The 21,554-nt window shown below is 67.4% G+C and carries 17 protein-coding genes, 1 tRNA gene and 1 pseudogene; 11 read left to right on the top strand and 8 right to left on the bottom strand.

Going from position 1 to position 21,554, the window contains the following annotated elements; all coding sequences use genetic code 11:
• Positions 1-5: 5 nt before the first annotated feature.
• Positions 6-998: a helix-turn-helix domain-containing protein gene (locus tag L2Z93_RS06695; RefSeq protein WP_162562051.1), complete on the top strand. Its 993-nt coding sequence runs from the start codon at positions 6-8 to the stop codon at positions 996-998.
• A gap of 411 nt (positions 999-1,409) precedes the next feature.
• Here the strand turns inward: L2Z93_RS06695 and L2Z93_RS06690 are convergent, their stop codons facing one another.
• The 3 genes from L2Z93_RS06690 to L2Z93_RS06680 all read right to left on the bottom strand — a co-directional run bounded on the left by L2Z93_RS06690 (position 1,410) and on the right by L2Z93_RS06680 (position 5,239).
• Entirely contained in the window at positions 1,410-2,729 is a 1,320-nt protein-coding gene (locus tag L2Z93_RS06690; RefSeq protein ID WP_090593670.1) for an IS256 family transposase, read from the bottom strand.
• A gap of 89 nt (positions 2,730-2,818) precedes the next feature.
• Entirely contained in the window at positions 2,819-4,087 is a 1,269-nt protein-coding gene (locus tag L2Z93_RS06685; RefSeq protein ID WP_090593648.1) for an IS110 family RNA-guided transposase, read from the bottom strand.
• Between the two features lie 135 nt (positions 4,088-4,222).
• A complete protein-coding gene (locus L2Z93_RS06680; RefSeq protein ID WP_260575513.1) occupies positions 4,223-5,239 on the bottom strand; it encodes a hypothetical protein in 1,017 nt (338 codons plus the stop codon).
• A 217-nt stretch (positions 5,240-5,456) separates the two neighbouring features.
• On the opposite strand from L2Z93_RS06680, the pseudogene L2Z93_RS06675 reads away from it, so the two are divergent.
• Positions 5,457-5,771, top strand: a pseudogene (locus L2Z93_RS06675) (tyrosine-type recombinase/integrase); the annotation flags it as partial.
• 117 nt (positions 5,772-5,888) lie between these two features.
• Here the strand turns inward: L2Z93_RS06675 and L2Z93_RS06670 are convergent.
• From L2Z93_RS06670 to L2Z93_RS06655, 4 genes are all read right to left on the bottom strand, one after another.
• Positions 5,889-5,963: transfer RNA gene (locus L2Z93_RS06670), tRNA-Val, on the bottom strand.
• A gap of 44 nt (positions 5,964-6,007) precedes the next feature.
• Positions 6,008-6,469, bottom strand: coding sequence for a peroxiredoxin (locus L2Z93_RS06665; protein WP_090593637.1), 462 nt, complete (start codon positions 6,467-6,469; stop codon positions 6,008-6,010).
• A complete protein-coding gene (locus tag L2Z93_RS06660) occupies positions 6,469-6,897 on the bottom strand; it encodes a DUF3052 domain-containing protein (protein WP_090593634.1) in 429 nt (142 codons plus the stop codon). The genes L2Z93_RS06665 and L2Z93_RS06660 overlap by 1 nt, the downstream gene beginning before the upstream one ends.
• A gap of 78 nt (positions 6,898-6,975) precedes the next feature.
• Positions 6,976-7,539 carry an Rv2240c family protein gene (locus L2Z93_RS06655; RefSeq protein ID WP_090593633.1) on the bottom strand — a complete coding sequence of 188 codons (564 nt, stop codon included), beginning with the start codon at positions 7,537-7,539 and terminating at the stop codon, positions 6,976-6,978.
• Positions 7,540-7,708: 169 nt separating this feature from the next.
• Here L2Z93_RS06655 and aceE point away from each other — a divergent pair, with 169 nt between their 5' ends.
• The 7 genes from aceE to L2Z93_RS06620 all read left to right on the top strand — a co-directional run bounded on the left by aceE (position 7,709) and on the right by L2Z93_RS06620 (position 17,160).
• Entirely contained in the window at positions 7,709-10,489 is a 2,781-nt protein-coding gene (gene aceE, locus L2Z93_RS06650) for a pyruvate dehydrogenase (acetyl-transferring), homodimeric type (protein WP_234786286.1), read from the top strand.
• A 9-nt stretch (positions 10,490-10,498) separates the two neighbouring features.
• Positions 10,499-11,707: a PucR family transcriptional regulator gene (locus tag L2Z93_RS06645; RefSeq protein WP_090593630.1), complete on the top strand. Its 1,209-nt coding sequence runs from the start codon at positions 10,499-10,501 to the stop codon at positions 11,705-11,707.
• A 145-nt stretch (positions 11,708-11,852) separates the two neighbouring features.
• Entirely contained in the window at positions 11,853-12,758 is a 906-nt protein-coding gene (locus tag L2Z93_RS06640) for an ACP S-malonyltransferase (protein ID WP_260575635.1), read from the top strand.
• A 76-nt stretch (positions 12,759-12,834) separates the two neighbouring features.
• Positions 12,835-13,134, top strand: a complete 300-nt coding sequence (acpM, locus tag L2Z93_RS06635) for a meromycolate extension acyl carrier protein AcpM (RefSeq protein ID WP_090593625.1) — start codon at positions 12,835-12,837, stop codon at positions 13,132-13,134.
• Positions 13,131-14,381: a 3-oxoacyl-ACP synthase KasA gene (gene kasA / locus L2Z93_RS06630; RefSeq protein ID WP_090593622.1), complete on the top strand. Its 1,251-nt coding sequence runs from the start codon at positions 13,131-13,133 to the stop codon at positions 14,379-14,381. The genes acpM and kasA overlap by 4 nt, the downstream gene beginning before the upstream one ends.
• Positions 14,382-14,457: 76 nt before the next feature.
• On the top strand, positions 14,458-15,708 hold the full coding sequence (locus tag L2Z93_RS06625; RefSeq protein WP_090593619.1) for a KasA/KasB family beta-ketoacyl-ACP synthase: 1,251 nt from the start codon (positions 14,458-14,460) through the stop codon (positions 15,706-15,708).
• Between the two features lie 30 nt (positions 15,709-15,738).
• On the top strand, positions 15,739-17,160 hold the full coding sequence (locus L2Z93_RS06620; protein WP_090593616.1) for an acyl-CoA carboxylase subunit beta: 1,422 nt from the start codon (positions 15,739-15,741) through the stop codon (positions 17,158-17,160).
• 235 nt (positions 17,161-17,395) lie between these two features.
• Here the strand turns inward: L2Z93_RS06620 and L2Z93_RS06615 are convergent, their stop codons facing one another.
• The gene (locus L2Z93_RS06615) at positions 17,396-17,704 is read right to left on the bottom strand and encodes a hypothetical protein (protein ID WP_090593612.1); all 309 of its coding nucleotides are present in this window, start codon (positions 17,702-17,704) and stop codon (positions 17,396-17,398) included.
• A 474-nt stretch (positions 17,705-18,178) separates the two neighbouring features.
• Here L2Z93_RS06615 and L2Z93_RS06610 point away from each other — a divergent pair, with 474 nt between their 5' ends.
• A complete protein-coding gene (locus tag L2Z93_RS06610; protein WP_090593610.1) occupies positions 18,179-20,746 on the top strand; it encodes a glycoside hydrolase family 183 protein in 2,568 nt (855 codons plus the stop codon).
• The gene (locus L2Z93_RS06605) at positions 20,743-21,264 is read left to right on the top strand and encodes a hypothetical protein (RefSeq protein WP_090593607.1); all 522 of its coding nucleotides are present in this window, start codon (positions 20,743-20,745) and stop codon (positions 21,262-21,264) included. Before L2Z93_RS06610 ends, L2Z93_RS06605 begins: the two co-directional genes overlap by 4 nt.
• Positions 21,265-21,554: the final 290 nt, after the last annotated feature.

Raw genomic sequence — 21,554 nt, 5'->3', positions numbered from 1 at the left:
CCAGGTTGGAAATCGTCATCGTTAAGTCGATCCGTATCTCGCCCTGCAGGCGGATTTGCTATGAACCACTGGACTCAACTCACCCTGACACGCAGGGACCGGAAGAAAGTGCCATCGTGCAGCCAATGGTGAATCCAAGCCGTAGGGCGGCGTCGGAGCCGACTGCGGCCGATGATGCACGCGCCTTTCTCGCCCGGAACCACTGGCAGTCCAATGGCATGCAGTTCATTTTTGCCGACGAGGCTGTCAACACACCGACAGACTGGCAGTTCAATAGCCCCGACCATGTCCTGGTAGTGCACCGCGCAGGTGACCTTACGACGATGGAGGTCGAGTTCGAACGCGGCCCGAGCGGACCCGCGCTGCCGCGCGTCGGCGATGTCTGGCTGATCCCCGCTCAACAGCGCTACGCCGCACTAGCACAAGGGACATCCGTTCAATTCTGCGAGATCCGCATTCCGACTAAGGACTTCGAGGATCGCGACGTTGCGGCGACGGTGCAGCACCGCGACCTTCTGGCGCTGCATCTGACCCAACGGATGTTCCGCGCGGCGAACAGCTCCGACCCGTTGGAGCGGATGTTGTGTGAGTCATTGGCAGACGCGTTACGCCTGCAGTTCCTGACGACGCTCACCACGCCGGGCCTGATGCCCGCCGTCGTCCGGTCACCGACCGCTTGGGACGACGCCATTCGCGCCAAGGTTGTCGAGTACCTCGAAGACAACCTGGACGCTGACATCACTCTCTCTCACCTGGCAAAGCACCTCGGGCTCTCGGTCACCGAGTTGACCGCCCGGTTCAAGCTGACGTTTCGAACCACACCGCACCAGTACTTGGTTGACCGACGAATCAGGCGCGCAAAGATGTTGCTGACCCGCACCACCAAGCCCATCACCGAAATCGCCCATGCGGTCGGCTTCTCCACCCCGAGCCACTTCGCAACGACCTTTCGGTCCCGGGTGGGCCTCACGCCAACTGCCTACCGCCGATGCTCGTGAGCGCCGACAAACGCACTCAAAGTTTTCCGCAACTCCGGTCGAAGTTTCCCGACAGCGCTACACGGGGCCGTCCGGTTACCGTTGCTGTGCGTCCTACGAATTAGGCGACGTTGACGCGCTGCCTGCTTGCCGAACGAATCAATTCGTTCGGCAACCGGGTTTGCGTTCAGCATCTGCCCCGTGTTCGGCGACCATCGAATGGCACGCCATCGGTATTTCACAAGTACTCGACGATTTTTGAAAAGCGCCCCGGTCGGTCCATCGATTACGGTGCCCGAGTTTCTTTCAGGGAGAGCGAGTCTGACCTGACGAGAAGATTCACGTGAGGTACGTGGCGGAGGTGAGTGGCTCGGTCAGGACGCTTCTTCCAGGGTGACGGAGAAATTGTCAAGACCTGTGGATCGGGGTGTTTCAGGCGACCTCCGTTCCGGTGCGCTCGTGACCGTTTGAAGGCGGTTGCGGTGGTGTGATGTCGGTGGGCCGTTCGAGCAGTTTGCCTTTGTGGAAGACCGCGCCGGCGCGGACCAGGGCGACCAGGTGCGGGGCGTTGACGGCCCGCCAGCGGGCTTGTGCGGCGTCGATCAGCTTGTAGGCCATGGCAATCCCGGCCGCGCGTGATCCAGGCCCCTTGGTGACCTTGGTGCGCAGTCGCACCGTGGCGAAAGTGGATTCGATCGGGTTGGTCGTGCGCAGGTGAATCCAATGCTCGGCCGGGTACTTGTAGAACTCGAGCAGGGTGTCGAGGTCGTCGGTGATCTTGGCGACGGCCTTGGGGTATTTGGCGCCGAAGTCGACCTCGAAAGCCTTGACCGCGACCTGCGCCTTGTCGATGTCCTCGGCGTTGTAGATATCCTTGATCGCCGCCAACGCCGACGGATGTGCCGACTTCGGCAGTGCGGCAAGGACATTGGCCTGCTTGTGAAACCAGCACCGCTGCTCACGGGTCGCCGGGAACACTTCGCGGACCGCCTTCCAGAACCCGAGGGCGCCATCGCCCACGGCCAACACCGGGGCAGCCATCCCGCGGCGTTTGCAGTCGCGCAGCAGGTCGGCCCACGACTCGGTGGACTCCCGATACCCGTCGGTGATCGCGACCAGCTCCTTGCGGCCATCGGCACGCACGCCGATCATCACCAGCAGGCACAGCTTGGTCTGCTCCAGGCGCACCTTGAGGTGGATGCCGTCGACCCACAGGTAGACGTAGTCGGTACCGGACAGATCACGGCGCCCGAACGCCGCGGCTTCGTCCTGCCACTGCGCGGTCAGCCGGGTGATCGTCGACGCCGACAACCCCGCACCCGAACCGAGGAACTGCTCCAACGCCGCAGTGAAGTCGCCGCTGGACAGCCCATGCAAGTACAGCAGCGGCAACACCTCACTCATCTGCGGGGACTTCCGTGCCCACGCCGGCAGTATCGCCGAGGAAAACCGCTGCCGCACACCTGTATCGGGGTCCACGCGGCGGTCGTTGACCCGCGGCGCCTTCACCTCGACCGCGCCGGCCGCGGTCAGCACCTCACGCGGCTGGTGGTAGCCGTTGCGGACCACCAACCGATGGCCGTCCTCATCGAGCTGGTCGGCGAACTGGGCCACGTAGGCGGCGACCTCGGCTTGCAGTGCCGCGGCCAGCATCTGCCGGGCGCCGTCACGGACGATCTCGTCCAACAACGACCGACCGGCACCGCCGGTGCTTTCATTGGCCTCGGTGGCATCGTGAACTACGGTGAGCATGGGCGTACCTTCCCGAACCAGCGCGCCAACGCCGGCTCATGATCGGACCTTCGGATATTCAGATCATCCTCGGGAAGGTGCGCCCACTTTCACGCCCCCTCACCGAGGGTCATCCACAGGTTCTGATCATTGCTCAGGGTGACGTGGTAGCCCATGGCTTCAAGCTGGCGGACGGCGTTGCTGCGTGCTTTCTGCGGGTTGAGCCTGGTGAAGTAGTCGCCGCCGGGATCACGGTAGGCGGTGTCGGTGGTGGCGATGTTCCAGATCGCGACCAGCAGTGCGCGTTGGATGGCGACGTTGGCGCGCAACGGTCCTCGACGCGCGGCGATCCGCCGGTACTTCGCGCCCAGGTAGGTGTCGCGGGTATGGGAGATCGACATCGCCGCGGTGCCGAGTGCGCCCTGCAGGTACGGATTGCCCGGCCGGGTGCGCCGTGACTTCACCTTGCCAGCGGATTCGTTGTTCCCCGGGGCGGCGCCGGCCCACGATGCCAGGTGCGCGGCGGTAGGGAACTTGGCCATGTCCGCGCCCGTTTCGGCGACGACGACGTCTGCGGTGAGTCCGCCGATGCCGGGGATGGTGCAGATCAGGCCCCGGAAATGACGAAAGGGTTCCATCACCACCTCGATCCGCTCGGTGAGCGCCTCGATGGCCGCGGTGTGCTGGTCGATGAGAGCCAGGTGCATGCGGGTCAGGAACGCGTGATGCTCGGTGAACCGCCCGTAGAGGGCTTCGGTGAGTTCCGGGATTTTCCTACGCAGTTGTTTCTGGGCCAGATCAGCCATGACGGCGGTGGCGGTTTGCCCGGCGAGCAAAGCGGCGATCATCGCCCGCGACGATTTGCCGTTGAGGTCGGCGGCCACCGACGACAGTTTGATGCCGGCGTCCTCGAGCAGTTTTTCCAGCCGCTGGATCTCGCGAGTCCGCTCCCGGGTGACCGCAGTACGGGTGCGGGTCAGATCCCGCAGCGCCCGGATCGGGGGCGGTGGAACGAACGAGCCGCGGACCAGACCATGGGCGCCGAGTTGGGCCAGCCAGGTGGCGTCGGCGACATCGGTTTTGCGGCCGGGGAGGTTCTTGACGTGGCGGGCGTTGACCAGCATCACCTCAACCTCGGCGAGGTCCTCCAGCAGGTAGTAGAACGGCTTCCAGTAATCGCCGGTGGCTTCCATCACCACGCACGAAACCTTCTGCGCGACCAGGTGATCCCGCAACGCCATGATCTGGCGGGTGGTCGCTCCGAACGTAGTGACGGTTTCGGTGGTCTTTCGGCGGCCGGCGCCGTTGATCCGGACACACACTTTGGCGTCCCTTTTCGAAATGTCCAGGCCCGCGCAGCGCGGGTGAATCACCTCCACGGTGCCGCTCCCTTCTGTCATATCCGCTATCGAAGGTGTCCGTCGTGGGGAGGGCGGGGAGAGTCGGAAGTCTGACGCACGGGCTCAAGGCACCAATCCACGGTTCCCGTGGAAGCCCTCCGCCACCATGCTGACTTACAGGCTCACAGCACCAAGGTCTTTACGGGGACGACCACGACGAACACCATCAACGATGCTCCGCCGCGAAAGCGAGCACAACAGGTGAGCACCGCCGAATCTTCGCGCACCACGGTGCGCCCACAGGGCGCCGGTCTGCTGACTTAGGACATTACTGGCGGGTAGCTTGGGTGGCGGGGCTGTGACCTGCGGTGCTGTTGTTAGCTCCGAGCACAACTGCGGCTGTGCGCCGAACAGCTGCGACATGCGCACGCCGTGAGGCGGGATGGTCACATCCCGGGAGTCCTCGCTCGCGGTCTGGCCGAGCACCGAGTTGCCGAAGTACGCCGAATTCACGTGGTAGATGTACTTGCTCGCGTCGCGCTTGAGCTCGGACTTCACGGTCCCGATCTCGTCGGTGCAGCCGAACACGCTGGTCGCGATGATCTTCTGTTCCGGCAGGTGCCCGTGCCCACCCCCGACCTTGCGCCGGGCGGCCTTGACCAGTCCCTCGGCGGTGCCGCTCGGCTTGACGGCGATGCCCGGGGGGAACGGCACAGCGCTCTCCGCGGTGGCCATGGACGTGGTCTTCGCCGTCGCCGGGGCGCCGAACACGAGCACGTTGTACGACAGGGACAGTCCGGAGATCTTGTTCTCGCGGTTGCCATTGCGGGGCTCGATCAGGACGTTGGCCGGCACCCTCGCGCTGATCCGGGCCAGGATCGGCTCGATGACGCCGTGGTAGTAGACGCCGTCCCGTTCCGCGATGTTCGCGATGCGCCCCAGGCCCGGCGTCATGCCGGTCCAGAGCAGGGTGTCCGGGTCACGCTCGCCGCGCAGCTTGCCCTCGATCTCGCGAATGCGCTCCCACATCGCCTGGTCACCGTCCTCCCAGTCCGTCACCAGTTCGCCTTCCACTGCATCATCCACGGCGAGATCGTTGGTCGTCGATGTCGGCGCGACCGGAGACTCGTCGACGATCTCGGCATCGATCGGTTCGGTGGGGTCGGAGGACACCAGTGCGAGCTTCGACACCGGTGTGGGAGTAGGCGCTCCGAGCACCTGCTTCCCGGCGTCGGTCACCGTCTCACCGCCGGCCTGCTGCGCTTCGGCAGCCGACCGCTCGACGCGGAGCATCCGTGCTGTCTCCCGGCACGCCGCTGCCTGCCGCAGCCAGTGCTCCCGCCCCGCGGTGAGGCCGAGCCACTGCCGCCCGGTGGCCCGCCCCGTCACCGTCCGGGTGCCGCCCTTGCCGTCCTCCGGTCTGGTCGTCGTCGATGATGCCGGCGCCCCGCCGCACCCCGACACACTCAGCAAGGCGTGGCGCGAGGCTCTGGCGGCGGCGCACCTCCCCCACATCCGGCTGCACGACGCACGCCACAGCTGCGCGACGCTCATGCACCTCGACGGTGTGCCGGCCGCGGTGATCGCCGCGTGGTTGGGCCACACCGACGCGAGGTTCACGCTCTCGGTGTACGCGCACGCGAACGACAGCGCACTCGCCGCCGCGGCGGCCTCCTTGTCGAAGGTGACCGGCCAGCGACAGTCCGAGAAGGACGACGAGTGACCCACCGCCGGGTCATCGCGAGCCGATTAGATGCCGAATGGGTCAACCTGGGTCATCGAACCGCCCCTGCGAGAGACCCGGTTACAGATAAATCCTGCCCCTGAACTGGGGTGATACTGGTGGGCGTGGACGGTATCGAACCGCCGACCGCTGGTGTGTAAAACCAGAGCTCTACCACTGAGCTACACGCCCGGACCGCTGCAGGCTACACGCTCGGCGAGTGCCAGCTCAAAATCTCAGGCCTCCAGCGACGCCAGCGCGTCAACCCAAACCTGCTGGTCACGAACCTCGCCGGGCTGCTTGCACTCGGCGAAGCGGATGACGCCGGACTTGTCGATGACGAAGGTGCCGCGGTTGGCCACGCCGTTTTCGGCGTTGAACACCCCGTAGAGCTCCGCGACCTCACCGTGCGGCCAGAAGTCCGCCAGCAGCGGGAAGGTGAAGCCGTTGGTAACCGACCACACCTTGTGCGTCGGCGACGCGCACACCGAGACGGTGAGGGTGACGGTGTCGTCGTTCTCGTACCGCGGCAGATGATCCCGGATCTCGTCGAGTTCGCCCTGGCAGATGCCGGTGAACGCGAGCGGGAAGAAGACGAGCAGCACATTGCGCTCACCGCGGAAGTCCGACAGCCGCACCACCTGGTTGTTCTGGTCCTTGAGGGTGAAGTCGGGGGCCTGCTCCCCCACTGCGACCATCAGCTGTGTCTCCCGGCTGCCTTGGACTTGCGCTGCACCAGCCGACTGCCGATCCAGGCGCCCAGGTTGGCCGAGGACGTCTGCATCAGCCCGGCGGTCGGCGCGGACTCGGCGATCTCGGCGGGATGCACGTGGCCGTCCTGGCCGGTCTTGGGGGTCAGCACCCAGATCACGCCGTCTTCGGCGAGCGGAGTGATGGCGTCCATCAACGCGTCCACCAGGTCCCCGTCGTCGTCGCGCCACCACAGCAGCACCACATCGACGACCTCGTCGGTGTCCTCATCGAGCAGTTCGGACCCGCTGGCCTCTTCGATATCGAGCCGGATGTCGTCGTCGGTGTCCGAGTCCCACCCCAGTTCCTGGACGACCTGATCCTTTTGAATGCCCAGTCGCTGGGCGTAGTCAGGGGCGCCGTCGGCCGCCACCACCGTGGGTCCTCCTTCACGTCAACGCGGCTTTGCCGCGGGATTCATCGTCGCACAGCAGCCGCCGCCGCGACATCCACATCACCGATACGTCGAATCGCACAGTTCCAGCGCCGTCTTCCGGGCGGAGTTCACCTGCATCACCGACGCGTTGAAATCCGTCGGCGAGGCGTCGTTGGCGATGCTGTCCGCGGTGGCCCGGGCCGCCGCGACCCAGGCGGTCAGCGCGTCCCCCAGATCGCCGGTGACCGCGGCGGTGACGCCGGTCTCCACATTGTCGGCGCTGTTGTTCAGCGCGTCGACGGCCGGCTGCTTGCTGACGGCCGGATCACCGTTGCCGTTGACCGCCGAGACGTAGGTGTTGACTTTGCTGACCGCGTCGGCGCTGCTGGTGGCCATGGTCTCGCACACCCCGTAGATCGCCTTGGTGGTTTCCGCGGCGGCGCGTTCGGCCGCCTTCGCGCTCGACGTCACCTCCGCGGCCGACGCCGACACCGACACCGACGTGCGAAACGCCGGGGCTTCTTCCTGGTTCGCGACGCCCTCGCCGTCGGTGATGGCGCTGCATCCGATGACGCCGATCAGCACCGCGGCGGCCCCACCGATCAGCCGTCCACCGGTCCGGATTCGGCCGCCGTCAATCACAGCCGAGAGGTTACCGGTTGGTAGCGCTTCCGGTTGCTCGCAACCGGGTTTCCGATCGTGGCGTCGGGACCGCACATCCGCCTTACACGCAAGCGTGAGTTGGGGTTTGATAAGAGGGCGTCGCGCCAGAAAACCCCGTCGGCGTCCCCCGCCGAGCAAGGAGCTGAAGTTGTCCCCCGAGTTCGCCAAGCAGCCGTCGTCCGCCGAGCATGACCGGGTGCGGGTGATCCGCGAAGGCGTCGCGTCGTACCTGCCCGACATCGACACCGAGGAGACCGGCGAGTGGCTGGAGTCCTTCGACGACATGCTCAAGCGCTCCGGCCCGGCCCGCGCGCGGTACCTGATGCTGCGGCTGCTGGAGCGCGCCGGCGAGCAGCGGGTGGCCATCCCCGCGCTCACCTCCACCGACTACGTCAACACCATCCCCACCGAGCTGGAGCCGTGGTTCCCCGGCGACGAGGAACTCGAACGCCGCTACCGGCAGTGGATCCGGTGGAACGCCGCGATCATGGTGCATCGCGCCCAGCGCCCGGGCGTCGGCGTCGGCGGCCACATCTCCACCTACGCGTCGTCGGCCTCGCTGTATGAGGTCGGCTTCAACCACTTCTTCCGCGGCAAGGGCCACCCCGGCGGCGGCGACCAGATCTTCGTCCAGGGCCACGCCTCCCCCGGCATCTACGCCCGCGCCTTCCTCGAGGGCCGGCTGTCGGCGGACCGCCTCGACGGGTTCCGGCAGGAGCACTCCCACCCGGGCGGCGGTCTGCCGTCCTACCCGCACCCGCGACTGATGCCGGACTTCTGGGAGTTCCCGACGGTGTCGATGGGCCTGGGCCCGATGAACGCCATCTACCAGGCCCGGTTCAACCATTACCTGCACGACCGCGGCATCAAGGACACCTCCGACCAGCACGTCTGGGCGTTCCTGGGCGACGGCGAGATGGATGAGCCGGAAAGCCGCGGCCTGCTGCAGGTCGCCGCCAACGACGGCCTGGACAACCTGACCTTCGTCATCAACTGCAACCTGCAGCGCCTCGACGGCCCGGTCCGCGGCAACGGCAAGATCATCCAGGAGCTCGAGTCGTTCTTCCGCGGCGCGGGCTGGAACGTCATCAAGGTGGTGTGGGGCCGCGAATGGGACGCGCTGCTGCACGCCGACAAGGACGGCGCTCTGGTCAACCTGATGAACAACACCCCCGACGGCGACTATCAGACCATCCGCGCCAATGACGGCGCGTTCCTGCGGGAGAACTGGTTCAACCGGGACCCGCGCACCAAGCAACTGGCCGCAAATCTTTCCGACGACGACCTGTGGCGGCTCAAGCGCGGCGGTCACGACTACCGCAAGATCTACGCCGCCTACCGGGCCGCGCTGGACCACCACGGTCAGCCGACGGTGATCCTGGCCAAGACCATCAAGGGCTACACCCTCGGCAAGCATTTCGAGGGCCGCAACGCGACCCACCAGATGAAGAAGCTGGTGCTCGACGACCTCAAGGCGTTCCGGGACACCGCGCGGGTGCCGATCACCGACGCCCAGCTGGAGGCCGACCCGTACCTGCCGCCGTACTACCACCCCGGGCCCGAGGCCCCGGAGATCCGCTACATGCTCGACCGCCGCGAAGCCCTCGGCGGGTTCCTGCCGGAGCGGCGCACCAAGGCCAAGGCGCTGACGCTGCCCGGGCCCGACGCCTACAAGTCGGTGAAGAAGGGGTCCGGCAACCAGGAGGTGGCCACCACCATGGCCACCGTTCGGGTGTTCAAGGAACTGCTGCGGGACAAGAACATCGGCTCCCGGATCGTGCCGATCATTCCCGACGAGGCCCGCACCTTCGGGATGGACTCCTGGTTCCCGACGCTGAAGATCTACAACCGCAACGGCCAGCTGTACCGGTCGGTGGACGCCGAACTGATGCTGGCCTACAAGGAAAGCGAGACCGGCCAGATCCTGCACGAGGGCATCAACGAGGCCGGCTCCACCGGCGAGTTCATCGCCGTCGGCACCTCGTATGCCACCCACAACGAGCCGATGATCCCGATCTACATCTTCTACTCGATGTTCGGGTTCCAGCGCACCGGCGACAATTTCTGGGCCGCCGCCGACCAGATGGCGCACGGGTTCGTGCTCGGCGCGACCGCCGGGCGCACCACGCTGACCGGCGAGGGCCTGCAGCACGCCGACGGTCACTCGCTGCTGCTGGCGGCGACCAACCCGGCGGTGGTCAGCTACGACCCGGCGTTCGCCTTCGAGATCGCGCACATCATCGAAAGCGGCCTGGCCCGGATGTACGGCCCGAACCCGGAGAAGATCTACTTCTACATGACCATCTACAACGAGCCCTACCCGCAGCCCGCGGAACCGGAGGGGCTCGACGTCGACGCCCTGCTGCGCGGCATGTACCGCTACCGGCAGGCGCCCGAGTCGCGCGCCCACACCGCGCAGATCCTGGCCTCCGGGGTCGGCATGCCCGAAGCGCTGCGCGCCCAGGGCATGCTGGCCGAGAAGTGGGATGTGGCGGCCGACGTGTGGTCGGTGACCAGCTGGGGCGAGCTCAACCGCGACGGCGTCGAGGTGGAGAAGGAACTGCTGCGCCATCCCGATCGCGCCGGCGACGGCGCCCCGATCCCCCACGTCACCCGGGCGCTGTCCGAAACGGCCGGGCCGGTGGTGGCGGTCTCGGACTGGATGCGGGCGGTGCCCGAGCAGATCCGGCCGTGGGTGCCGGGCACCTATCTGACCCTGGGCACCGACGGTTTCGGGTTCTCCGACACCCGCCCGGCGGCGCGGCGCTACTTCAACACCGACGCCGAGTCGGTGGTGGTCGGGGTGCTGGTGGCGCTGGCCCGCGACGGCGCGATCGACATGTCGGTCGCGGCCGAGGCGGCCAAGGAGTACCAGATCGACGACGTGCAGGCGGCCGGTGTGTCGTACCGGGACACCGGAAGCGCGTAGCTTTTAGCTGTGCCCGACACCCGCTTCACGCCGGCGCGTCCGCCGTTGGCGCTGCTGGCGAACGTGCCGGAGTCGACGCTGCGCCGGCTCAAGCAGTACTCGGGCCGGTTGTCCACCGAAGCCGTCGGGGTGATGGCCGACCGGCTGCCGTTCTTCAACGACCTGGACGCCGCCCAGCGGGCCGGGGTGCAGCTGGTGGTGCAGACCGCGGTGGTGAACTTCGTGGACTGGATGGCCGACCCGGACCGCGACGTCGACCACACCGCCGAGGCCTTCGCGCTGACCCCGCAGGACCTGACCCGGCGGATCTCGCTGCGCCAGACCGTCGAGATGGTGCGGGTGACGATGGAGTTCTTCGAAGAGGTGGTGCCGCTGCTGGCCCGCTCGGAGGCGCAGTTGACCGCGCTGACCATCGGAATCCTGCGCTACAGCCGTGACCTGGCGTTCGTGGCCGCCTCCAGTTACGCCAACGCGGCCGAGGCGCGCGGCGCGTGGGACGCCCGAATGGAGGCCAGCGTCGTCGACGCGGTGGTGCGCGGCGACACCGGCGCGGAGCTGTTGTCGCGGGCGGCGGCGCTGAACTGGGACACCAACGCCCCGGCCACCGTGCTGGTCGGCACGCCGATACCCGACCTGGACGAGGGCGCCGCGATCGAGAACATCCGGGCCATCGCCGCCCGGCACGGTCGCGCCGCGCTGACCGATGTGCACGGCACCTGGCTGGTCGCCATCGTGGGCGGCCCGCTCAGCCAGACCGACAAGTTCCTGTCCGATCTGCTCAGCGCCTTCGCCGACGAGCCGGTGGTGATCGGCCCGACGGCGCCGAGCCTGACCGCGGCCTATCACTCGGCGCAGGAGGCGATCGCCGGGATCAACGCCGTCGCGGGCTGGAGCACCGCGCCGCGCCCGGTGGCCGCCCGCGAGCTGCTCCCGGAGCGGGCGCTGATGGGTGACGCCGCGGCCATCGCCGCGCTGCACACCGATGTGATGCGGCCGCTGGCCGACGCCGGCCCCGCGCTGGCCGAGACGCTGGACGCGTACCTGGATTCCGGTGGCGCGATCGAGGCGTGCGCCCGCAAGCTGTTCGTGCACCCCAACACCGTGCGGTACCGGTTGCGCCGGATCGCCGACTTCACCGGACGTGATCCCGCGGTGCCGCGGGACGCGTATGTGTTGCGGGTCGCAGCGACTTTGGGGCGACTTCATCCCAGCTCTTAATTATTTGTAGCCCCCGCGGGGCTGAAAACGGCATCCCCACGTGCATTTTTGTAGGATCTCCACAAAAATATAAGACGACATTCATAATCTCGCACACCGCGTAAAACCGTTCCCACAGTGTTCTCTTAGAGACGTGCAACCGACTATCGCGCTGCTCTGCCCTGGGCAGGGTTCCCAAACGCCGGGGATGTTGAACCCCTGGCTGGAACTGCCCGGCGCAGCTGACCAAATCGCGGCCTGGTCCGCGGCCAGTGGCCTGGACCTGGCCCGCCTGGGCACCACCGCCGAGGCCGAGGAGATCACCGACACGGCGATCACCCAGCCGCTGGTGGTGGCCGCCACCCTGCTGGCCGCTCAGCAGCTGAGCAACCGCGGCCTGCTGGCCGACCGGGCCCGCATCGTGGCCGGGCACTCCGTCGGCGAGATCGCCGCCTATGCGATCGCCGGCGTGATCAGCGCCGACGACGCCGTCGCGCTGGCCGCCACCCGCGGCCGGGAGATGGCCAAGGCGTGCGCCGAGACCCCCACCGGGATGTCCGCGGTGCTCGGCGGCGACGAGGCCGAGGTGCTGGCCGCCCTGGCCGACCTCGACCTGACGCCGGCCAACCGCAACGCCGCCGGACAGATCGTGGCCGCCGGCCGCCTCGACGCGCTGGCCAAGCTCGCCGAGAACCCGCCGGCCAAGGCCCGGGTCCGCCAGCTGGCCACCGCCGGCGCGTTCCACACCCAGTTCATGGCGTCGGCGCAGGACGCCTACGCCGCCGCGGCCGCCGAGGTCAAAACCTCCGAGCCGACCGCGACGCTGCTGTCCAACGCCGACGGCAAGCCAGTCTCCTCCGCGGCCGACGCGATGGAGAAGCTGGTCAACCAGTTGACCCGTCCGGTGCGCTGGGACCTGTGCACCGCGACCCTGCGCGAGCGCGAGGTCGCCGGGATCGCCGAGTTCCCGCCCGCGGGAACGCTGGTCGGCATCGCCAAGCGCGAACTCAAGGGAGTTCCGACGCTGGCCATCAAGACCCCCGAAGACTTGGACGGTGTCGCCAACCTATAGGCGTCTCAATCCAGGAGTTCCACCCCCAAAGCGCCTCTCAACCGGGAAGCGCCAAACCAATGAAGGGAGCCACATCGTGGCCGCCAGCCAGGAAGAAATCATCGCCGGTCTCGCCGAGATCATCGAAGAGGTCACCGGTATCGAGCCCTCTGAGGTCACCATGGAGAAGTCCTTCGTGGATGACCTGGACATCGACTCGCTGTCGATGGTCGAGATCGCCGTGCAGACCGAGGACAAGTACGGCGTGAAGATCCCCGATGAGGATCTCGCCGGCCTGCGCACCGTCGGTGACGTGGTCTCCTACATCCAGACCCTGGAAGCCGAGAACCCCGAGGCCGCCGCCGCCCTGCGCGATAAGTTCGGCTCGAACTCGTGACCCGTCCTTCCACTGCCAACGGCGGTTTCCCCAACGTCGTGGTGACCGCTGTTGAAGCCACCACGGCGCTGGGAGCCGACTCCGAGAGCACGTGGAAGGCCCTGCTTGCCGGCGAGAGCGGTATCCGCATCCTCGAGGACGACTTCGTCACCAAGTGGGGCCTTCCGGTTCGCATCGGTGGCCACCTCGTGGACAACGTCGACGACCACATGTCGCGCATCGAGATGCGCCGCATGTCCTACGTCCAGCGGATGTCGAAGCTGGTGGCCACCCGACTCTGGGAGAAGGCGGACAAGCCCGACGTCGACCCGGATCGTTTCGCGGTGGTCATCGGCACCGGTCTCGGTGGCGGCGAGAAGATCGTCGAAACCTATGACTCGATGAACGAGGGCGGGATCCGCAAGGTCTCCCCGCTCGCCGTTCAGATGATCATGCCCAACGGCGCGGCGGCGGTCGCCGGCCTGGAGCTGGGCGCCCGCGCCGGGGTCATCACCCCGGTGTCGGCGTGTTCCTCCGGGTCGGAGGCCATCGCCCACGCCTGGCGGCAAATCGTCATGGGCGATGCCGACTTCGTCGTCTGCGGCGGCGTGGAGGGCATGATCGAGGCGCTGCCGATCGCGGCGTTCTCGATGATGCGCGCCATGTCCACCCGCAACGACGACCCCGCTGCGGCATCCCGCCCGTTCGACAAGGACCGCGACGGGTTCGTCTTCGGCGAAGCCGGCGCGATGATGATCATCGAAACCGAGGAGCACGCCTTGGCCCGTGGCGCCAAGCCGCTGGCACGCCTGATGGGCGCGGGTGTCACCTCGGACGCCTTCCACATGGTGGCCCCGGCGCCGGACGGCAAGCGTGCCGGCCACGCGATGAAGCGGGCGATGGAAACCGCAGGCCTGGAGGCCAAGGACATCGACCACATCAACGCGCACGGCACCGCCACCCCGATCGGCGACACCGCCGAGGCCGCCGCCATCCGGGTTGCCGGGTGCGGTGAGGCCGCGGTCTACGCGCCGAAGTCGGCTCTGGGCCACTCGATCGGCGCCGTCGGCGCCCTCGAATCGGTGTTGACGGTGATGGCGCTGCGTGACGGCGTCATCCCCCCGACGCTGAACTACGAGACGCCGGACCCGGAGATCGACCTGGACGTCGTCCACGGCGAACCCCGCTACGGCGACTACAAGTACGCGATCAACAACTCGTTCGGATTCGGCGGACACAACGTCGCGCTCGCGTTCGGCAAGTACTAGACCGCGTAATCTCGCACTGAAGCAACGAAAAACGGGACGAAATTCGTCTGATTCGGAAGGGAAACCCGCAAGACCCATGGCGCTGACGACCGGAAATGGGCTCCCCAATGTGGTCGTGACAGCTGTCGCGACGTCGACCGCGTTGGCCACCAACGCAGAGGACACCTGGACCAAGCTGCTCGCCGGCGAGTCCGGAATCCGCAAACTCGAAGATCCATTCATCGAGGAGTACGACCTGCCGGTCCGTATCGGCGGTCATCTCCTGGAGGACTTCGAGGACGGGCTGACCAAGGTCGAGCTCCGCCGGATGGCCTACCTGCAGCGGATGTCGACCATCATGGGTCGCCGCGTCTGGGAAGCTGCGGGTTCCCCCGAGGTCGACGAACGTCGTCTGCTGGTGTCGATCGGCACCGGCATGGGCGCCGCCGAGTCCCTCGTCTTCGCATACGACGGTATGCGCGAGCGGGGACTGCGGGCGGTTTCTCCGTTGGTCGTGCAGCAGTACATGCCGAACGCTTCGGCGGCGGCCATCGGACTGGAGCGCCACGCCAAGGCCGGGGTGCTCACCTCGATCTCGGCGTGCGCCTCCGGATCCGAGGCCATCGCCCAGGCCTGGCGCAACCTCATCCTCGGCGAGGCCGACATCGCGATCTGCGGCGGCGTCGAGACCAAGATCGAAGCCGTGCCGATCGCGGGCTTCGCCCAGATGCGCATCGTGCTCTCCACCAAGAATGACGACCCCGAGGGCGCCTGCCGCCCGTTCGACAGGGATCGCAGCGGCTTCGTCTTCGGTGAAGGCGCCGGCCTGCTGGTCATCGAGACCGAAGAACACGCTCTGGGCCGCGGCGCCAAGCCGCTGGCCCGCCTGATGGGCGCCAGCATCACCTCCGACGGCTACCACATGGTGGCCCCGGACCCCAACGGCGAGCGCGCCGGACACGCCATGAGCCGGGCGATCGAACTCGCCGGCCTGCAGCCGACCGATATCGACCACGTCAACGCGCACGCCACCGGCACCAGCGTCGGCGACGTCGCCGAAGGCAAGGCCATCAACAACGCGATGAAGGGCCACCGCCCAGCCGTCTACGCCCCCAAGGGCGCGCTCGGACACTCCGTCGGCGCGGTCGGCGCGGTCGAGTCGGTGCTGACCATCCAGGCCCTGCGCGACGGCGTCATCCCCGCGACGAAGAACCTGGAGAACCTCGACCCCGAGATCGATCTCGACGTGGTCTCCGGAGCCCCCCGCAAGGGCCACTACCAATACGCAATCAACAACTCGTTCGGATTCGGCGGGCACAACGTCGCGCTCGTTTTCGGCAAATACTGAGCCGACAACTGCGGCGCTTGAGGAGAAGAAATGACAACGATGGCCCCCGACCCGGTCAATGAATCAGTGGACCCCCGGGACCCGCTGCTGAGGCTGTCCGCCTTCTTCGACGACGGCACCGTCGAACTGCTGCACGAGCGCGACAAGTCCGGCATCCTCGCCGCCGCCGGCACGGTCAACGGCGTGCGCACCATCGCGTTCTGCACCGACGGCACCGTGATGGGCGGCGCGATGGGCGTCGACGGCTGCGCGCACATCGTCAACGCCTACGACATCGCGATCAACGAGCAGAGCCCGATCGTCGGCATCTGGCACTCCGGCGGCGCCCGGCTGGCCGAGGGCGTGCGCGCCCTGCACGCCGTCGGCCTGGTCTTCGAGGCGATGATCCGCGCCTCCGGCTACATCCCCCAGATCTCGGTGGTGGTCGGCTTCGCCGCCGGCGGCGCCGCCTACGGCCCGGCGCTGACCGACGTCATCGTGATGGCCCCGGACAGCCGCATCTTCGTCACCGGCCCGGACGTGGTGCGCAGCGTCACCGGCGAGGACGTCGACATGGCCTCCCTCGGCGGGCCCGAGACCCACCACAAGAAGTCCGGCGTGTGCCACATCGTCGCCGACGACGAGCCCGACGCCTACGCCCGCGGCCGCCGGCTGGTCGGACTGTTCTGCCAGCAGGGCCACTTCGACCGCAGCAAGGCCGAGGCCGGCGACACCGACCTGCACGCCCTGCTGCCCGAGTCCCCCAAGCGCGCCTACGACGTGCACCCGCTGGTCAACGCCCTGCTAGACGACGACGCGCCGCTGGAGGAATTCCAGGCCAAGTGGGCGCCGTCGATGGTCGTCGGCCTGGGCCGGTTGGCCGGGCGCACCGTCGGTGTGCTGGCCAACAACCCGCTGCGCCTCGGTGGCTGCCTGAACTCCGAGAGCGCCGAGAAGGCCGCCCGGTTCGTGCGACTGTGCAACGCCTTCGGCATCCCGCTGGTCGTCGTCGTCGACGTGCCCGGCTACCTGCCCGGCGTGGACCAGGAGTGGGGCGGCGTGGTGCGCCGCGGCGCCAAACTGCTGCACGCGTTCGGCGAGTCCACGGTCCCGCGCGTCACGCTGGTCACCCGCAAGATCTACGGCGGCGCCTACATCGCGATGAACTCCCGCTCGCTCAACGCCACCAAGGTGTTCGCCTGGCCGGACGCCGAGGTCGCCGTGATGGGCGCCAAGGCCGCCGTCGGGATCCTGCACAAGCGCAAGCTCGCCGCCGCTCCCGACGATGAGCGCGAGGCGCTGCACGAGGAACTGGCCATCGAGCACGAGCGGATCGCCGGCGGCGTCGACTCGGCCATCGAGATCGGCGTGGTCGACGAGAAGATCGACCCGGCCCACACCCGCTCCAAGCTGGCCCAGGCCCTCGCCGAAGCCCCGCACCGGCGCGGCCGGCACAAGAACATCCCGCTGTAGATCTCTCCCTGCTGAGCCTTCGCCGGGTGGCCTTCGCTCGGTGGCCTTCGCCGGGTGGCCTTCGCCGGTTAACCTTCGCCGCCCGGGCTCGTTCGCGAGCCCGGGCGGTTTGGCGTTCGCAGGGTTTCGATCCGCCCCATCCTGCGTGCGGTGAGGCAGGTTTCGCGTCCTGAGTGCGCTGAGGTCGCAGTTTCGGCGAGATTCGCGATCTCAGCGCACTCAAGACAGCGTCGGTCTACAGCCAGTTCCAGATTCCGTTGAACCAGTAGCCCCAGCCGCGGTTGTCGCCGGACATCATCGGCTGGACGCGCTGGCCCTCGCGCAGGAACGGCTGGTGGTCGCGCCGGGCGTCGTCCACGCCACGGTCGCGGAGCTGCTTGCCGTTGACCTCCTGGCAGTGCGCGGGCTGCGAGCACTGGCCGGGTTGATTCGGTTGGCTCGGCTGATTCGGCTGGGCTGCGGCGGCGCCCAGGGCCATGCTGAAACCGGCGGCGCCGAGGCCAGCGGTGAGTGCGGACGCGGCGATGAAGCGGCGCAGTGTCACGTGGTTCTCCTTCGTTGGTCGGCCGAGCGATCTCGCTGGGCATAAACGAAGTTACGAAGCGCCGATGGGCGCCGAATGGGTCAAAGCTATGTCTGCGCTAGGCATCGGGCGTCGCTTCAGTAACGCGGCCTGCGGCCCATCGCCTTGGGCCCCACCGGTCGACAACCTCGGGCCACCACCGGTCGCCAGCACGCTCCGTGCGGAACGCTGTGGCGGTGAATGGGCCTTTGGCCGCCACAGCGTTCCGCGCGGAGCGTGTTGGCGTTGGCAAGTCTGACACGCCTGTTATTCCTGTGATGAATGTGACAGGTGAGGTGCCGCGGTTGTAGGCTCATCCATACTTTTTCGAGGTCGCCGTGTCCGCACACTGAGGGCCTGTGAAAGGTGCGAGAATCCCCACGGCGGGGATGGTCAAACGAAGGGCATTTCGGCGTGGACGCATCCAAGTACATCGGCAGAGTTGGCGCGCTGGCAGTGGCGCTCGGCGTCGGAGCCGCCATGACGACCGGCGCCGGAATCGCCCTGGCAAATGATGGTTCGGGCTCCTCGTCTTCGTCGAGCTCGGGCAGTACTTCCGGCGGCGATTCGTCGCCGAGCGGCGCGTCCACCAGCAGCGACTCCACCGGCAGCGTGTCCACCACTGGTTCGACGTCCGGCCAGCAGGCGCGGAGCACGCGGCCCAGCCTCGGCGACCAGTTCCGCAAGGCGATCAACTCGGCGGTGTCGGGGGCCTCCGAGTCGCGGCGGTCGACCAGCGACAGCAGCGCCGCCGCTGACAAGGCCACCTCAGCGACCAGCCCGAGCGACAGCAGTTCTCGCAGCAGCCGCTGGCAGGCCCGGATCAAGCAGTCCCAGCAGGTGTCCAAGCCCACCGAGGCCCCCGCCGCCAAGGTCGAAGCACCCGCTGAAGCGCCGGACGCGCCGGCCCCGCAGCCTCAGGGCGATACGACCCCGCCGGCGGGCACCCCGGCCGTCGCCCCGAAGGCGCCCCAGCTCTCCGACATCGCCGACCGCGTCACGAAGCGCTTCCAGGAGCGCGCCGCGACGCTGACCACGGTCGTCGAGAAGCCGCTGGTGGCTTCCTCGGACAAGCCCGCCGGCTCTCCGGACCCCGCCTCCGCGGTCGAGCGGGTGACCTCGCGCAAATCCGAATCCGCGGTACGGGTCTACTCCGGCCCGGCACCCGAATTGGTTCGCGGCGCCGACGGGGTCACTGCCCGCGTCTCCAAGCTGGCCGACGTCGACGCCGCACCGCTGAGTGGCGCGTTCACCGCCGCCAGCAAGGTGGTGGACAGCGTCAGTGCTCCGGTGACGGCGTTCGTCACCTCTGCCTCGACTCCCCCGCAGCTGGCCAACCTGCTCGACCTCGGCGAGATCGCCAAGCCCGCCGCATCCGCCGCGGCGACGGTGGTCTCCAGCCTGCTGGTCGTCGCGGGGCTGTCGCCGCTGGCCGGCACTGGCCCGGCGCTGCCCGCGCAGTCGCCGCTGGCCTGGGCACTGGCGGCCTTCGCCCGCCGCGAGTCGGAGAAGGAGATCTCCGAGGACGACGCGCTGCAGTCCGCGGTCGACGGTGAGTCGAACCCGCCGGGTGATCAGCCGTTGGCTCAGAAGACCTACGACGTCCAGCTCGCGGCGGCGACCACGACGACGAACAACTCGAGTCCTGGACCTGCCCCGAAGCCCGATGTCCCCGGCTCCCTGACCGCACGCCAGGTCGGAGACTGGATCACCGGCAACGGCAGCGGGAGTGGTCCCACCGACGGCTGGTGGGTGGCCGGAACCGACCTGGGCATCATGTGGGACAGCGGGTACACCCTGAACGGCAAGCCGGTCGTCTATACCCTATTCGGTGACACCTTCCAGGACACCGGCATGAAGGGCGACTGGCGCAACAATGTGCTGTTCCGCACGACCGACACGGACCTGACTAACGGCATCACCTTCGATGACGCCATCATTCTTCCCGGCGGCGACGTAACGCAGGGCACTTGGTGGCATCCCTTAGCGCCCGGTCAGCGTGTCGGGGCGGGACAGATCATCCGCGTGCCCGATGATTCCCGCTTCACCGGCACCACGTACACCCTGATTCCCACCGCCGGGATCGCCGTGCCGGATGCGCGGGACGCGAACGGCGAACCGGTGGGCACCGGACCCAATGGCGCTGTCCAGGACTCCGACATGACGCAGTACGCCACCGTCATGTCCGTCAAGAAGTGGGGCGATCCGGGTAAGTGGACCACCAACTGGTCCGCTATCGCCGTTTCTACCGACGGCGGCAAGACCTGGAACGTCGATCCGACGACCATTCGGTACGCCAGCGGCAACGACGCGAACTGGCAGCAGAACGCGCTGGTCTACGGAGACCCCAAGGATGACCAGTCGTACGTTCACAACGCCGCCGGCGAGAAGACCAACGAGCGTTACGTGTACGTGTACGGCACTCCGGCGGGTCGGCAAGGCTCGGCGTACCTCGCTCGGGTTCCCGAGAAGGACATCACGGAGCTCGACAAATACGAGTACTACGCCGGTGGCACCTCACCCGAGCAGGGGACCTGGACGACCGACCAGTCAAAGGCCGTCGTCGTTTTCGACAGCATGGAGCCGCTGACCTCGGTCTTCCCGGAATCCGGGATCCTCGGCTTCTTCTTCAGCCCGGTGGTTGCCTTCCTGAAGCTCGTATATCCGGCAGGATTCAAGCCGGGCGGAACCTTCGCCAAAGGCGGCCAGGGCAATGTCAGTGAGATCTCGGTGCAGTACAACGAGTACCTCGACAAGTACGTCGTGATGTACACCGACGGTGGCAACAACGTCGTGATGAAGGTGTCTGACACGCCCCAAGGCGAGTGGTCGGATTCGATTGTCGTGGAGAGGAACGTTGCAGGCTGGTACGCGCCGATGATCCATCCGCTGTCCGGCACCGGCGGCCTCGCCAGCCCGGATACCAGCGACGGGGCGCAGTACCTGTATTACAACCTGTCGAATTGGAACAGCTACAACGTCCGGGTTAAGCAGGTGGACCTGTCTACGGTGAAATCAGCATGAACCGACGCGCCCTCGCCCTGACCGCGGCCGCCGCAACGACCGTCGTGGTGGGTGGGGGCGCGTTGGCGTACACCCTCGCCAGCGCTGACCCCGGCAGCCAAGAACCCGCGCCTGCCCCGGCACTCGACGCGTCCTGCGCGGAGAATCTGGACGGCGCCGTCACGGAGCTGCCCGGGCAGGCCGAGGACGGCCGACGAAATTTCATCGAGTGCCGCAGCGGCTCCTGGCAGGCGTTCACCGCCGAATACCCGAGTTCGGACCGCTGGCTCTCCAACGACACCGGCCTCCAGCTGCACGGCCAAGGCGTGCGCAACGCGGAGATGTTCGCCGGGACGTGGACCGGAACACCGCAGACCCCAGACACCGTCTGCACCACCAAATACAGTGACGCCACCGGCGGCAAGATCGCCGACCCGGTGACCGCCACCGCGGATCCCGGTCAGCCGGTGTCGTTTGAGGCATCAGATTGGCTGTTCAGCGTCACGCTGACCGGTGATTGCCTCTGGAAGCGCGATTAGCCGGTTGCGCTAGTCAGGAGTCATGGCCGACAAGCCAACCCGCCACGATGAAACCTCCGTATGGTGGCCACCCATGGGTGCGAGAATCCTCGCAACTCAATTCATCGGTTTCATGGGGGCAATCGCGTGGCTGCGTCGAGATACATCGGCAGGATCGGTGCGCTGGCGGTAGCGCTGGGTATCGGCGCCGCCATGACGACCGGGGCCGGAATCGCACTGGCCGACGAATCCAGTTCAACGTCGGAATCCTCGACCGACTCACCCGCTCGGCCGAAGCCCGGCGATCGGAT

Origin of the sequence: Mycolicibacterium brumae (assembly GCF_025215495.1) — a bacterium.
In the GTDB taxonomy this organism is placed as follows: domain Bacteria; phylum Actinomycetota; class Actinomycetes; order Mycobacteriales; family Mycobacteriaceae; genus Mycobacterium; species Mycobacterium brumae.
The sequence above is the reverse complement of the archived record's forward strand: the minus strand, read 5'-3'. Positions and strand labels throughout refer to the sequence as shown.